The organism is Tolypothrix bouteillei VB521301, assembly GCF_000760695.4.
Lineage (GTDB): Bacteria > Cyanobacteriota > Cyanobacteriia > Cyanobacteriales > Nostocaceae > Scytonema > Scytonema bouteillei_A.
The window spans coordinates 802,426-817,913 of record NZ_JHEG04000001.1; the positions used below are offsets into that span (position 1 = coordinate 802,426).

13 protein-coding genes are annotated in these 15,488 nt (G+C 42.6%); 3 read left to right on the forward strand and 10 right to left on the reverse strand.

Annotated features, from left to right (window positions below; all coding sequences use genetic code 11):
• Nucleotides 1-118: 118 nt before the first annotated feature.
• From HC643_RS03025 to HC643_RS03050, 6 genes are all read right to left on the reverse strand, one after another.
• Entirely contained in the window at nt 119-598 is a 480-nt protein-coding gene (locus tag HC643_RS03025) for a hypothetical protein (protein WP_038081755.1), read from the reverse strand.
• Nucleotides 599-802: 204 nt separating this feature from the next.
• A complete protein-coding gene (locus HC643_RS03030) occupies nt 803-2,146 on the reverse strand; it encodes a TldD/PmbA family protein (RefSeq protein ID WP_038081754.1) in 1,344 nt (447 codons plus the stop codon).
• A gap of 281 nt (nt 2,147-2,427) precedes the next feature.
• Nucleotides 2,428-3,900 carry a TldD/PmbA family protein gene (locus HC643_RS03035; protein ID WP_050046109.1) on the reverse strand — a complete coding sequence of 491 codons (1,473 nt, stop codon included), beginning with the start codon at nt 3,898-3,900 and terminating at the stop codon, nt 2,428-2,430.
• Between the two features lie 193 nt (nt 3,901-4,093).
• A complete protein-coding gene (locus HC643_RS03040; protein WP_038073551.1) occupies nt 4,094-5,113 on the reverse strand; it encodes an aldo/keto reductase in 1,020 nt (339 codons plus the stop codon).
• Between the two features lie 39 nt (nt 5,114-5,152).
• Nucleotides 5,153-5,500 carry a cytochrome c6 PetJ gene (gene petJ / locus HC643_RS03045; protein ID WP_038073549.1) on the reverse strand — a complete coding sequence of 116 codons (348 nt, stop codon included), beginning with the start codon at nt 5,498-5,500 and terminating at the stop codon, nt 5,153-5,155.
• 163 nt (nt 5,501-5,663) lie between these two features.
• Nucleotides 5,664-6,536, reverse strand: coding sequence for a helix-turn-helix domain-containing protein (locus tag HC643_RS03050; protein ID WP_038073547.1), 873 nt, complete (start codon nt 6,534-6,536; stop codon nt 5,664-5,666).
• 219 nt (nt 6,537-6,755) lie between these two features.
• Here HC643_RS03050 and HC643_RS03055 point away from each other — a divergent pair, with 219 nt between their 5' ends.
• Entirely contained in the window at nt 6,756-7,388 is a 633-nt protein-coding gene (locus HC643_RS03055; RefSeq protein WP_038073545.1) for an FMN-dependent NADH-azoreductase, read from the forward strand.
• Between the two features lie 142 nt (nt 7,389-7,530).
• Here HC643_RS03055 and iscB read toward each other — a convergent pair whose 3' ends face one another.
• Nucleotides 7,531-8,820 carry an RNA-guided endonuclease IscB gene (gene iscB, locus HC643_RS03060; protein WP_038073543.1) on the reverse strand — a complete coding sequence of 430 codons (1,290 nt, stop codon included), beginning with the start codon at nt 8,818-8,820 and terminating at the stop codon, nt 7,531-7,533.
• A 244-nt stretch (nt 8,821-9,064) separates the two neighbouring features.
• Nucleotides 9,065-10,828, reverse strand: coding sequence for a group II intron reverse transcriptase/maturase (ltrA, locus tag HC643_RS03065; RefSeq protein WP_237265821.1), 1,764 nt, complete (start codon nt 10,826-10,828; stop codon nt 9,065-9,067).
• 777 nt (nt 10,829-11,605) lie between these two features.
• On the opposite strand from ltrA, the gene HC643_RS03070 reads away from it, so the two are divergent.
• Both HC643_RS03070 and HC643_RS03075 read left to right on the forward strand, forming a co-directional pair.
• Nucleotides 11,606-13,090, forward strand: coding sequence for a serine aminopeptidase domain-containing protein (locus tag HC643_RS03070; protein WP_038081116.1), 1,485 nt, complete (start codon nt 11,606-11,608; stop codon nt 13,088-13,090).
• 202 nt (nt 13,091-13,292) lie between these two features.
• Entirely contained in the window at nt 13,293-14,090 is a 798-nt protein-coding gene (locus HC643_RS03075) for a coiled-coil domain-containing protein (RefSeq protein WP_038081118.1), read from the forward strand.
• 420 nt (nt 14,091-14,510) lie between these two features.
• Here HC643_RS03075 and HC643_RS03080 read toward each other — a convergent pair whose 3' ends face one another.
• Both HC643_RS03080 and HC643_RS03085 read right to left on the reverse strand, forming a co-directional pair.
• Nucleotides 14,511-14,702, reverse strand: coding sequence for a YqaE/Pmp3 family membrane protein (locus HC643_RS03080; protein WP_038081119.1), 192 nt, complete (start codon nt 14,700-14,702; stop codon nt 14,511-14,513).
• 141 nt (nt 14,703-14,843) lie between these two features.
• A complete protein-coding gene (locus HC643_RS03085; protein WP_137986407.1) occupies nt 14,844-15,239 on the reverse strand; it encodes a phage holin family protein in 396 nt (131 codons plus the stop codon).
• Nucleotides 15,240-15,488 lie beyond the last annotated feature (249 nt).

Genomic DNA, 15,488 nt, shown 5'->3' on the forward strand with positions numbered 1-15,488 from the left:
TCCCACCGTCTTAATGTAGATGGCGAAATCCCCACTAAATCACCAAACTCAGATACTTTCCACATAAACTTACTCACTCTAGTTAGCTATGAATAAGTTTAGATAAGAATTTGGCTATTTAGTCAAGCTCCTTATTCAACTCTCCTACGTTACCTACTGCACTACCTATCAGTGCAAAGCCAACCCAGCCAAGGATGATGCTGACAAGTGCTAGGGCAACGTTTGGATCGACAAGCAGCCCGAACATAACAGGTGGTTGAAAGTTGGTGAGATTGGGATCGTTCGAGAAACCATACGACGTTTCTGGCCATACACCTGCAAGAACTAGCCCCATCCAGAAGGCGGTTGAGAGAAAGGCAGCAATCGCAGCTGAAGCGAGGTCTGTTGTTGGGCGCGTCCAAAGCACAGCTAAACCACTTGCTCCCAAGCTGATAGCTGCAAAAAAGGACATCGCGCAATGCAGTTTCGCATGCGGTAACCACAGTGGATTTGCCATATGCGCTTTCGCAAGTAGAAAACCGTCTACGCCGATAGGCACAACTATGGAGAGAATAGCTGTGACAACAATCAAGTTGCGTCCCAGTGAAACTCGGTTCATGTGTTTTTCTATGTTGCAGTTTGCACCTTTTAGAATAGCAATGGCTTAGGTACTGCACAAGCGATCGCATTTAACAACTCACGCCATGGGTTGTTTGTTTATCTAATGTAGTGAGTGCGTGCGATCGCTATTGGGTCAGCAGGAACAAACACCACTATTTTATTATGATGACTTGTATGGCAATGCCCACCCAATAAAATCTAGCTACTCACCAGTAATAGAGAGTTCGTCAACCCAAACTCTGGGACAAACCCCGCCAGGAGTTAATTCCGCCTCTTGTTCCACAAAAATAATAGACTTGAGGACTTCGAGAAAATCTCCTGCAACAGTAGCTGACTCAATACTAACTTTCTCACCTTTGTTCACCAACCAACCATCAAACGGTAGAGAGAAAGAACCTTGTAAAGCTTTCACCCCAGCGTGAAGGGCTTGTAAATTATCAATCAAAATGACATTCTCAGCCGTTTCCAAGTTCAATTCCCGTTCGGGAGTCGCAGAAGTTGCAAAGACATGATAAAAATTGGGGCTAACAGTAACTTTTGCACCAATATTGGCATGACCCGTTGGGGTTGCGTTCATTCTTTTTGCAGTACCTGCACTGTGGAGAAAGTTGGTTAAAACGCCATTCTCAATGAGTGAAATGCGGCGAGTGGGAGTTCCTTCACCATCGAAAGCTTCTGCACCAACATTGGCTGGATGTAGAGCATCATCAGCAACTGAAAGCAGAGGAGAAGCAATTTGCTTACCTAAATCATCAGGAGTCGATAAGCTTTGCTTGTCCAAAATACTCTGAGCGTTGAATATGTTAGAAAAAGCACCTAGCAAACTCAAAAAAGCATCCGGGGAGAAAACAACTCGATATTTACCCGACTTGATTTTTTCATAATTCAAGTGGCTAATAGTTTTCTCTGCAGTTTCCTGGATACAACCATTAATATCTAAATTGTCCAAACCCCTGCTAATTCTAAAAGCACCAGCACTGCGGGGTTTTTTACCGTCTTCTTCTGTTTTGCTGTAAAGATAAACTGATGCGACGGAGTGAGATTCTGTTCTCAACGCACCATCACTGTTGAGATAGAAGCGATCGATATCTCTTTGCGCCAAACTATTGTAAGGCACTCCCTTAATCGCCGGATGAGCGCTCATTAACTCTTTCTCAGCTGTTAACAAGCTTTCAATAAGTTGAGCAACAGGGACTTGAGGTGCTTTTTCTTCAGAGGAATGCTCTATGGGAACAGTTGATTCTGGGCTAAAATCTGGCACATTTTCTTTTACACCAAAGAAACTTGCTTCATATGCCGTTTTCAAAGCTAACTCTAGCCCTTTGGGGTCTACATCTGTCGTTGTGGTGACACCCATTGTATTGTCTTCATTCCAAACGCGTACAGTGACACCAGAAAGATTGGAAGCTTTGACTTGCTTTGGTTCACCGCGATCTACTTGTACGCTGGTTTGGTCTGCACTTGAGCCATAAATGTCAAATTTTTTGATGCCAAGCTTTTCTGCATTTTCCTTGGCGTAAGTCGCAATTTCAGTAATATTGGGCATAGTCTGGCAATTTTGAATTTAAGCGTTTTTCTCGCTCCCAGGCTCAGCCTGGGAGTGTATTAGTGGAGGCTCTGCCTCCTATCATAAGTGGCAGAGCCACTAGGAGGGCATTCCCAGGTTCTACCTGGGAACGAGTTAATCAGCCATCAGCCCTCCCTTGTTCGCCAGTCGCCAGGGCGCGGGAAACCCGCCTGCAGCGCTGGACTCACCATTAGCCATTAGCCATTAGCCATTAGCCATTAGCCATTAGCCATTAGCCATTAGCCATTAGCCATTAGCCATTACCGTCCACCTACAGTGATGGAATCAACTTTAATGTGGGGCTGTCCTACTGTAGTGTAGATACTGCCACTAACAGAACCACAAAAACCTGGTGCGAGGGATAAATCTTGAGAACACATGGAAATTTTGTTCATAATTTCCTTTGCTTCACCAATCAAAATTGCTCCCTTTAATGGCTTGGTAATTTTGCCGTTTTCAATCAAATACGCTTCGTCTACACCAAAGTTAAATTGACCTGTAGCACCAACGCTACCACCACCCATCTTTTTACAGTAAATACCTTTGTCAATGGAAGCAAAGATTTGATCGAGGCTGTAATCGCCTGTCGCAATATAGGTGTTACGCATCCGACTGGCTGCAGCAAAGGTGAAATTTTGACGGCGACCGCTACCTGTTCTGGGGTGTCCGGTACGGGAAGAACCAGCCCGATCGGCTAAGAAGTTCTTCAAAACTCCTTTCTCAATCAACAGAGTTCTTTGGGCTGGCATACCTTCGTCATCCATATCAATGGTACCAAAGGCATTGTCAGTGCGCCCTTCATCCCAAGCAGTTAAGCTCTCATGGGCAATTTTTTCGCCTTTCTTGTCAGCAAAAGGAGTGGTGTTGCGTTCGATTTGAGTTGTTTCGAGCAGGTGTCCGCATGCTTCGTGGAAGATAACTCCACCAAAGTGATTTGCCATCACAATGGGGTAAGTTCCCGACTCTACATAATCAGCGTAGAGCATTTTTCCTGCTGATTCTGAAATGTGTTCTGCTGCTTCTTTGTAGTCCCAAGTTCTCAGGAAATTGGGGTCGCTGGTGTTACCGCCACGTTCTGCAATAGAAGTGCGATGAGCGCCATCAGCACACAGAAGGCTGAGACCTACCGATTGAGTGAGGCGAATATCACGAGCAAAGGTTCCATCGCTCGCTGCAACTAAAACTTCTTGCCAATCGCGGAAATAGGTACTGCGGCGCGATTGTATGTGGTTGGCTTTTTGCTTGAGTTGATCGGTACTTTCAAGCAATAGTTCTCCCATTTCTCGAATTGAGCTACAAAGAGGTAGCCAACCATCTTTACCTCTTTTGGTAGCGTAGTCTCTCAGCAATTCTAGATTAATTTCTGGGATAAAAGAGTTGGGCGCGGGGAGTTGCAACCCCATGATAGAAAGTCCTTTTTCCAACGCTGCTTTCAACCCGGAAAATGTTATATCGTTGGTGCTAACATAACAATCTGCTTTGCCACGAAATACTCTGACTCCCGCACCTGTAGACAGGCGGGGTGTAATGCTGGTGATAGTATCCTCTTCTGCAAGGCAACTAATATAATTAACACGCTCTAAGAAAAATTCAATAAAATCAGCACCCGCCGCACGTCCAAGCCCTAAAAGGGTAGACAAAGGAGCTTCCCAGGTTTCATCGAAGCGCTCTGGGGTGAAGGAGTAATGTAGGCTGGGAAGTTGATTTGAGAGAAGTGGAGTAATTGTAAGCATTAGTATTTTCGGTAGGCTGGGTTTAACAAGTGTTTTAGCAGTTCCGACTTTAGGTAAAATATGACGGATTGAATGAACTGTGTACTATCATACCTATTTACCTATTATGGTCATAAGGTGAAAGGATGACAGGTGGGTAATCCGACTTTCTACCTTTTTTTTAAGTATTAAAAAAGTGTTAAACTGTAAATACCTATCGGCGATATTCGTCCCCACAGTCACCGATTAACTGATATAAGTTCCTCGATTTGCTAGAGATAGCATCTATCCGATCGCAGTCTTCAGTATCTAATGTAAAGCTGAATACTCTGGCATTATCTTCTAGATGCTCCGCTATCCCAAGCCTTGCACCAACGATCGCACCTGCTACTGTTGGTTTGTCTAAAATATAACGCAGTGCGATGTTAGGAATACTAACGCTATGTTTGTCGGCTATGGTCTTAAGAACAGACAGTAATTCTTGGAATAACTGCCAACCTCCCCAACCATCTATCATATTTTTGTATTTTCGCAAGCTGACGGTAGCTAACTCAGACCCTCTTGGTTCTGAAACACCCACATATTTTTCTGATAAAAAACCACCGCAAACCGTACCGTAAGTCAACAGTTGTATGTCATGCTCTTGGCAGAACTGAATCATCTTCACTTCAGGACGGCGATCGACAAGAGAAAATTGTACCTGGTTGGAAACTATTTTTATGCCTGCTTCTGTAATAATTTGCAGGTGTTCTGTATCAAAATTCGTTAAGGCTAAATGTTTAATTTTCCCTTCTGTTTGCAGTTCCGCCATATATTTGAGGGCATCTAAATAGTTTTTGTCTCGATATTCCCACCAGTGAAATTGCATTAAATCCAGGCATTCTACTGCCATTCTTCTTAAAGAGATATTAATATTCTCTTCTACCAATTTTTTTGTCATTTTGGTAGGACGGGGTACCCATTTTGTAAAAGCTTGAATATTAGCTAAAGCCTCTTGACCCCGAGTCGCAATCAGTTGGCGGCGGAACTCACCAATAAAATCTTCCGCCGGACCGTAATGATCTGCTAAGTCCCAGGTGGTAAAGCCTGCATCTACATATTGGAACATGGCTTGGATGGCAGATGTTGGGTTGATGCGCCCGTGTGCGCCGGAAACTTGCCACATCCCGTTTAAGAGGCGAGAAATGTTTAAATCTGTGGTAAATTGCAGGCGACTTGATTGAGGTAGGTTCATGGGATTTGGTTAGTTGTTAATTGTGAGTAGTTAGTCTTTTTACCGCCAGCCTTTTTCGGCTTGCTCTAAAACATAAGAAGAAACTTCTTGAATTTCTTCTGGTGTTAAGCGATCTTTGTAGGCTGACATATTATTTTTTCCATTGGTTACGATAGATGCGATCGCATCTACAGAATCCATCCCATTTTTCTTAAGTGCTTTCAATTTTAAGTTTTTTCCCCGTCTGATAATATTGCTGCCGTTGATATGACATCCAGCACAATGAACGTCAAAAATTTTAGCACCATTAGCTGTCTCTGCTGCTATTGCTTGAGGAAGGCATAATAACATGAAAAATATAAATGTCACTAAGAAAATAGCGATAAGCTTTGGAAATTTGATATTCATAAGTAACACAAACAAATGAAACGTAAGATGTTTTTAGGCTTGTAGTTGCCCTTGAGCGCTAAAGCACATCTACGAACATTTTATGTTTTTTTAAGTTGAACTACTTATCAATATTTTTATATAATAAATAGTTATACTACCTACCGTACAAAAGCGTACTCGTTCATTTTGCTCTGTAGGTTCGCGGTGTTATACCTGTCAATTGCCGAAACTGTTTGCTCAGATGGCTGTGGCTGTTGAACCCACACTCTAAAGCAATGTCTACGATCAATTGGTCTGTTTGTTTCAACAACTGCTTCGCCCGTTCTATCCGTTGTTGGAGCAAGTATTGGTAGGGAGCTATGCCCAGCGATCGCTTGAATAAATGGCTGAAATGAAATTGGCTCATGCCTAACAACTGGGCCAAATCTGCGAGCTTAATGTCTTGATTGAGATGTTCGTTGATGTACTCCAAGACTTGCAGCAGTTGACGCTCGGGTAAACCACCCTTATAAATTGCAAGGTGAGGTTTGGACGCAAAGTATTGTCTGAGTAAATGCACTGCCAAAACATTTGCCAGTGATTCAACATAAAGCCTTCCGCCTAAATTTTCCTGTTGGAGTTCGCACACCAGCATCATGCCAAGTGACTCAATTTGTGGATCGCGAGCCTGAAATTGGCTCAGCAATTCCAGTCGATCTGAATTCATAGCAAGAGCTTCTGTTGCAACGCTCTGGATGAAATCAGACGCAATCCGAATCTGCAAGTGGCTATCCTCTCCATCCCATCGAGCAAAACACTGGGTCTTTGCAGGTGTTATGGAAATATCGCCTTTTGCGTACATCCCTGCATAAGTCTGACCTTCGTGAACTTGTAGCAAGCGAATTGGACGGGAGGAAAGAGACAGATAAATCGCGTGTTCTTGGCTGTAATGACACCTCGCTTCACCCGGAGGGTGTTGGAATTGCTCGACTACAATATTTTCCCAACCCCGAGATTGGCTGGACAAGATGGGTAAGTGGATCGTTTCTATCTCATGGGTGGCGGTCGTCTTCACGATCTGAAACTCAATCTATTTCATCTATATCTCCACAGGATACCCCAAGAAAGACTTATCTCTTACAATCCCACCATCATACGGTTATTTATTCGTTTTTTGAACTTTTGTACGAAGTTCACTGAAAAATTACAGCAAGATTGTGATAGTGGCACAGGAATTAGATAGTTGAGCCGGAATCCTTTACATAAGCTGGAATTGTAATCCATCCGAAGAACTATGGCACACCTGTTACATATTGATTCCAGTCCCAGAGGAGAACGTTCGCACTCTCGCAAGCTCACAAGAGAATTTGTTGAGGCTTGGAAGCAAGCTCATCCGGGTGATACCGTCAACTATCGAGATGTCGGTTGCAATCCAGTTCCTCATGTCGATGAACAGTGGATTGTAGCAGCTCATACACCGCCAGAGCAACGAACCCCTCAACTCCAAGAGGGAATTCTTATTAGCGATCGCCTGATAGACGAATTCTTAGCTGCCGATCTCTACGTCATTGGCATTCCCATGTATAATTTCTCCATTCCCAGTACTTTCAAAGCTTATATCGATCAAATTGTCCGCCCAACGCGGACATTTGTGTTTGAACCAGAAGATTCTACAAACCCTTACAAACCGCTCGTGCTGGGTAAAAAAATGTTTATCATCACAGCACGAGGGACTTCCGGCTATGGATCTGGTGGGAAATACGAGAATTGTAATTATCAAAACCCTTACCTTGCAGCAGTCTTTGGGTTTATAGGCATCACTGACATCACGTTTATTAATGTTGAAAATGATGAGTCTGGTGGGAAAAAGTTAGCCGATTCGATCGCAGCTGCTCGTATCCAAATGGCTCAACTGCTTGGAGGGTAACTCACTCAGTTAGATCCCCGACTTTTCTCATCTAAAAACCTCCGGGAGAGGGGAAACCTTGCGTCTATGACTGGCGTCACGCTTCGCTATCAGACCAAGGAGGAACCGCGACACGAGCAGATTTATCTGCCGTCTAATTTCGTTAAAATGCATAGGAATATCCGTCTTTCTTGTGAATCTGTTGGCAATATGTGTGTGAGATTCCCTGAACTAAACCATTCTTGGTAGAAATATTAAAACTCCCAGTAGAACGCGTTGCAATTCTGCCAACATATTCGCCAACTTTTTTACCGGAAAGTACAACAGCTTTAACAATGTCACCAGTCTGAAAACCAAAGTGGAATTTAGTTCTCGAACAGTGACGATTTGGAAAACCAAATTTATCTGTACGACACATTTGTCTTGTTCCATGACCGTTTGCTGTAATCAATAATGGTTTAACTCCTTTAACGATTAATTTTTCAGGAGTTGATTGACCAACACAGGCTGCATCAAAATAGTGTGTTTTTTCTAATCCTTGTTGAGTCCTATTGAATTTAGTTAAACCGCCGCTTCCTGTTTCTACTGGTAAACCTGTAGATTGTAGCGTTTTAAGTAATGCAAATCGAGTTGAATTAACGGCGGCTGCATCAGTCAAAGGTTGTTTGGCTTGTTTCAATATTTTCTCTAACCTAGCAGAGTCTTTTTTGAGAAAATCTCTGATATCTTTAGTCCCCTTTTTCTTGTTGCATTTTTCACAGCTTAAAGTCAGATTTGTAATTGAGTTGCTACCTCCTTTAGCTCGACAATGAATGTGTTCTATTTGAAATGGAACATCTTTAACACCACAGTAAGCACATTGCCTATTCCATTTTTCAAGTAAATACTCACGTGTTTCGTAGCCGAAAAGTGTACCCTGCTGATATTCTTTACCCTCAATATCAGGATTGCGGATTAATTGCATATCAAAGCGTACTAATTCTTGACTAATCGCTTCAATCGGTGCTACTTTCCGCAATCTTTCAACCCAAGTTTTGATATTATCAACACGGCTTTGTAGACTTGGTGCTAACCATCCCTTTGGTCGGATTCTATTATTAAATCTGGGTTGGCGATATCTTGTTTTGCGATTTCTTCTACTTCTTCTTAATTGTCTTCTTGAAATAAGAGAATCGCGTATTGCAAAGCCTCTATGTTTAATTTCAGCAGCAAATACTACCTCACCCGTAGAATCGTTAACTAAAGCAATTCCACTTATAACTGCACCAGGGTCTATTTTTAATCGTAGAGGCTCAATTTCTACATCTGTTTTGAAAGTGACTTTCAAAATGATGGTAAAAGGAAATCGTCTAAAAACTGCTGCTTTTCCATTTCTCAGAAGTTGTCTTGCTTGGGCTGAATGTATTGGATTTAGTGGTCTTTTATTGACATCAATTAGAAATACTTTGGACATTTTTGTCCCTCCTTTCGGGTAAAGTTAGCTTCGCCAATGTTTAGAGCCAGTATATTTAAATAGCACTGTCTTACCCCTTGTAAAACTGTTTAACTATTTAATTCCAGTGCAACAAACTAGCTACGCATCTGTTGGTGGGTCTTTTAGTAAACTAAGCCGCTCCGTCGCCAGAGCGACTCGTCTTCAAAACCGGACGTGAGACTTTCACCTCATCCGGCTCCTCAGTAATTTGGTGCTTGTCTAATTACATACCCCCAACCGAACCATCTTCAGCTGTTTTTATATCATGGCAGTGTCTATGTAATAGCTGGAGATTTTTATATTCGTCTTTACCCCCTTTGCTTAGGGGTATTTTGTGGTCAATCTCCATTACATCTTCTTCACGAAAATACAATCCGCAATGAGCGCATTTTCCTTTCTGTTGCTTTAAGAGTGTTGCCACTCTTTTTGGCATTTCGGGGTGTGCGCCCATTCTTGAACTCCAATAAATTAGGTTGCCATCGTATGGACTAGCATCGCCTTTTACTTTTACGTGGCGTACTATGGGTGTATCTGTGTGGTTTGTTAACCACCTGAGATTACCTTTGTACGTTGTGGCGAATACCCAATTATCACCGCCAATAGTGCGCCAATATTTCTTAGCTACCCATTTCCCTGATTTATTTGGATGACGGCGTTTTGCCCAAGCTCTAAGTTTTGGATACATAAGACTATCGAGGTTGGCGTAAGCTTCACTGCTTACTACTGTCGAATAGTAGTTAGACCATCCTTTAATTATCGGGTTGAGCCGACTAATTAGCGCCTCTTGCGGCGCTGTGCTGTAGTCATCGATGATACTAGCTATTCGCTCGTAGTGTATCCTCTGCTTTTCCTTACTTGGGGTGATGATTATTTTGAAGCCCTTTTTCGAGTGATGTTTACCCACTGAAAACTGCCTGATATTAAAACCAAGAAAATTAAATCCTGGTTCTTCTTCCTTATACTTGTTTAGAGTGTGAGTTAGGCGTGTTTTTGAAGGCTTCAACTCTAAATTCATGCTTTTTAACCATTCAGATATAATTATCTGGCATCTTTGGACAACGGTTAGATTTTCGTGTAGAATTACGAAATCATCGGCATAACGAATTAATGATATACTTTTGCGATTTTCCCGTTTTAAACCGGGCAATGTTTCAGCATATTGTTTAATCCGTTCTTCCATTCCGTGGAGGGCTACATTCGCTAATAGTGGAGAAATGACTCCGCCTTGCGGTGTTCCCTCAGATGTCTCTTGGAACTGCTGATTATCCATCACTCCCGCTTTTAACCAAGCACGAATTTGTCGGCGAATGGTGGGGAATGTATTTAATTTTTGAAGCAGTGCCAAATGGTCGATTTTATCGAAGCACTTTGATATATCGGCATCAAGCACAAATTTTGGTTTGTGCCTCATACTATTAAATATTGCTTCGATAGCATCGTGGCATGAACGCCCTGGTCTGAACCCATATGAGTTAGGTTCAAATTTAGCCTCCCATTCTGGCTCAAGTGCCATTTTAACGAGAGCTTGCAGTGCGCGGTCATACATTGTCGGGATGCCTAATGGTCTTTTTTCGTCCTTACCAGGTTTTGGAATCCATACGCGCCTGGTAGGCGATACCTTTGAACCTAGTTTTAATTTAGCAACTAAGGTGAGACGTTGCTTTGGGGTCAGTGATTTCACACCGTCCACACCCGCCGTCTTCTTACCTTGGTTGTCTTGTGTTACCCGTCTAACCGCGAGACACTTTGCACTCCAGGACTTCATCAGCGTCTTTTGGAGTTTACGAACTGCTTTGACATCACCACGTTCAGAGGCTTTGTAGATTCGTTTTTGCAACTTAAAAACACGTTTTTCCAGCTTGCGCCAGTCGATGTGTCTCCAGTCCACCATCGATTTGTCATTTTCAGTTTCATGAGTCGGCTTTTCCCTTAAAGAAGGGGTTGCTTCATCGTTTATTCCTGTTGTGACTCCTCGTGTATTAGCCATATTCATTGCTACCGTGACTCTACATTCCAAATCACCGTGAGTCCGTTGGCATATCCTCATCGTTGCATGAGGCGTTCGCTTCTGACCCAATCTTTCCTAACACCACATACGGTTAGCACCTACTCAGTATCGACCACCTGAGAGTAAACGTTAGGTTACTTCGTTCCAAATGACCATTATTTAAACCTTTAGAGCGATGCTATCCGCCGGGTTTATTGGGAGTGCGTGCTGGTCAAAAAGTTACTTGCCAGCCCCTTATCCATTGCCTTTTGGCTCCAGCGACAGCCTGATTGCGCTGGTTTTAGATTACGACGGTTAAGGCGCATCTTCGCTGACGCTACTCATAGGTTCATGCTCGAAGGAGAACCAGTTTGGGCTACCAGTTTACCTCCTTTTCACCTCGCTTCAAGGATTGATGGCTAGTCGCTACCTTGGAGGTGATGCTGTCACCGTTGCACCTACGGGGAGGGACTTCTCTGATGTACTCTAGGATTTCCTCGGAGTCACCCTCATGGTCATTTAGTTGTCAAAGGTTCTGTTCCGATTACTCGGTTCTTATTCCCTTGCCACTCATCCCTGAGTATAAGTACTCATTTCGAGTGAACGAATCGCACAACTCTTCTCTAAACGTAGTACACAAAGTACTTAAGCTGGTCAACTAACTAAAATATCGAGGCGTGAAGCCCCGTCACTTTAGTGCGGGGTGCTGACCAAAAGTGGAGGATTTTGTATCGGGAGCTGATTATCCTAATAAGAGTATGCCAAACAAAACCCGACATGACTCGCAAACGTTTATTCTTGATAGCCGCCGCGCTTTTACTCATTATTTCATCTTGGTGGGGTGTGGTAGCAGCGCGAACTGGATTGGTGATGCGCCGCTTTGAGGTTGAAGGCGTACCCATGCTGTACGTTGCGCCAAAAGATGCAAACAAAATACCGGGCGTGTTAATAGCACATGGTTATGCCGGGTCAAAACAGTTGATGTTAGCTTATGCTCACGTTATGGCACGCGCTGGTTATGCTGCTATGCTATGGGATTTTAACAGTCATGGAGCTAATGCCAACCCATTAGAACGTGATTCTCTTCAGCAAAACCTCAATACCGCCCTTGCAACTTTTGTAAAACAACCAGAGGTAGATTCATCTCGCCTAGCGTTGCTCGGTCATTCTATGGGAAGCGGTGCAGTGATGTCAGTTGGTATCCAAGATGTCAATCGCTTTGCTGCAACAATTGCAGTTTCACCCACAGGCGCAAATGTAACACCTTCTGCTCCACGCAATCTGCAACTGCAAGCAGGAAGTTGGGAAGGTCGTTTTGTTACGAATGCACGGCGGTTGCTGAAAGCAGCCGGAGGAGAAAATCAAAATTTGACGGATGGAAGGGGGCGTTCTCTAGCGATCGTTCCTAACGCCGAACACATTACGATCTTGTTTCGCGATCCCAGCCACCAAGCTGCTAAAAACTGGCTGGATTCTACTTTTGGAGTACAACGCAGCAGTGACTACGTTGACCGCCGTATTCTTTGGTATGGCTTGCACTTACTGGGATGGCTGGTGTTACTGGATGCTGTTGTTCCTCTTTTGCTTGGAGTTAGTCAGGAGAAATTGGGATTTGAGTCTTTGTCTCCCAACTTATCTAAACTTGAGGTAAACCAGTTGCGAAGTTGGGGCGGTTTACTCATAGCACCGTTTGTAGCGAGTGGTGTCTTGACGTTACTCAGTCGCAATGGCGATATTGACAGTTTGGGGGGTTTGCTGGTGGGTGGTGCAGTCAGTATTTGGTTTGGTGTCGCTGGTTTAGTGTGGCTACTCGTTATCTTTCGCCTACCCCGTCCCACTTTACAAGCTGTAGGAATAGGAGTTGCATTGTTTGCAGTGCTGTGGATTGCCTTCGGTGCGATCGCACAGTTCGTGTGGTTGCAGTGGTGGTTGATTCCTGCACGGTTAAAGTTATTTCCCCTACTATCAATAGCTTGTCTTCCTTGGTTTTTAGCATCAGGAATAGCGCAACACAGTATTGGAATTGGAAAGAGAGTTTTGTGGTGGCTGGGACAGAGTATGGTTTTGGTAGGAGGTTTTATTTTAGTTCTTTACCTATTGCCTCAACTAGGATTTATTGCGCTTCTGCTTCCACTGTTTCCTTTAGTTATGGCGATTTTCTCTTTTACCGCCAATATATTTCAAGAAAGTTGGAGTTATGCCATTGGAAGCGCATTCTTGTTTGGTTGGATGCTCGCCGCCGCTTTTCCTTTGGCTAGTTAGTTTTTCTATCTAAAGGATGTACCTGCTTAAAAAATCCTGCGTCACAATATTAGTGTAGGAGTATTGAATTTGATACTGTATATACAAAATTTGAATTTGATAAAGTGATTTTTCACTTGTTTGCCGATGCCAATGAATCAAAAATTATACAACACCTACATTTAGCCACATAAGTGATTTAACCTCTAGTTGGTAGAAAAAAATGCCTAATAATATCAAAGAGCAAATTCAAGCCGATCTTCAACAAGCAAAACAAACCGGACAACTCAGAAGCGATCGCATTCGCGAAATTGTTAAATCAGCAGTTTCTCAAGTAGCTTCTGAGTTCAAAGAAGGTTCAACCGAACTTCGTACTCTTGTCAAAGATGCTATCTCTACAGTCATTGAAAACTTACAAGACAAAGGTAGCGAAATCAAGGAAGAAGTGACAGCATCTATTGAAGGAGCGATAGAAGCCGTCAATAGCAAAAGACACGAAGCGATCGCGAAAACTCAAGCAGAAGTTCAGCAGCTACAGGCTAAATTGGACGAACAAGAAGATAAAATCCAACAAGAAGTGGAAGGTATACTAGCAGAAATCAAAGAAACAGGTAAAGAGAAATCTTCTAGCACCAAAACTGCTGTAGACTCTGCTATTCACGCTATCCAAGACAGTGAGGAAGCTGCTTTGCTTAAAAAACGCTACGCTCAACTGCAAGGACAGTTAGCGCTTGTAAGAGCTAATCTAACAGCACGGTATGGTGGACGTTCTCAAGAGGTTCAAGGGTATCTAGACGAGGCTAAGAACTGGTTTAATAAGGCTCGTCCGCAAGCAGAAGCTGTAGTTGCACAGGTACAAGACAAGCACGCTCAAATTGATGAAAAACTCGGAGAAGCAGGTACCGCACTAGCGAGAAAAGAGCGCCAAGTCAGACAAATTTTGAGAGATTTATTATTAGCAGCCGCTGACAGGTTTAAAGACAAAGACTCCGTCAAAGACAAGGAAACAGTCAATAAATAAGTAATTCGTCTCAAAGAAAGCTAACTAGTCAGATTTGTCCTTTGTAAGGGTTTTAGCATGTTCATCTACCTTTACATAGGGCAATTTTTTATCAACAATATATGCAGGGGAGGAAAAAACGCTTAACCGACAAGTCTTGAGCCCTAAAAGAGTTACAAACACCTCTTCTTTGTCCTCCTTGTCTCCCTTGTTTAGAACGCAAATAGGATTGCTATGGTAGGTGTGTTTAATGGTTGGATGCGATTTGCGTGTTCTGGCAGTCCTATATAAATTATAAAAATTTTAACTAAAAAGAGTACATAAAATTAAGAAGGGTCAGACATTCTTGTCCACCCTAGAATAAATCGTGTATCAACCGGAAAATTGTTGTAACTAGTACAAAAAGGTAGAAATAAGGCTACCTCTTTGTACTCATTGCTGTTAATATATCTCTCCCTCTCTATTCAGTTTCTCTTCATATTTAGCAATAACCCAGATTGCGTGAATACTACCGGGAAGCCAGCCCAAAAGAGTTAATAAAACGTTAATCAGCAGTGTTGGACCAATTCCAACCGTTAGAAAAATACCTAAAGGAGGTACTAACAAACCGAGAAGAAAACGAACTAATTTCATATGGCTCTTACTTCTTATTTAAACTCTTTTACTCACATTTTCTTGAAATTACCGAATGAATAAATCCACCATATGGGCTATCTTAATTCGGTATTTGGTAGAAACCAATTTTTCAACGTCTCTACAAACAGATAAGGCGATTTAGCTAGATGGTAATTCAGCTTTGGTTTTATCTTCACCGCTCTTCAAAGAGAGATTTTTCTCAACAAAGTAATTGTTAATGAAGGTATTAGCAAAAGACAGAACGACAGGACCTACAAGAAAAGCAATGATGCCATGAACGCTAAACCCAGGAACCAAGAATGCTGCTAAAGCAAAACAGATACCGTTCACAACAAGTGAAAACGCGCCCAAGCTGACAAAGTTGAGAGGAAGAGAAAGGGTTGATAGAACTGGCTTAACAGAACCGTTGATTAAACCAATTGCTACAGCTGCAATCATAGCAGATGGAAAATTAGCGATGTTAACACCAGGAACAACTAGATCGACAATTAGCAGGCTCAATGCTGTAGCAAGTGCTGTTAGAAAAATACCCATAATTCAGATGTACCTAAAAACTAGAGTTCAATGTTCTATTACGATCTTTAATCGGTACGTTATGCTTCAACATCTCTAGTAAGGCAGATTTGGCTTATACCGTTTGGATGGGCTTTGCTACTTTTGGAAGTAAAGATTTTAGAAGAAAGTTAATCTTTTAGACGCAAGTGAATCAAGGCTCTTTATCAATATAATATTAACAATTAAGAGTGCTTGCAGAAGGGGAGCGCTTATCGATCGCTGCTTGTA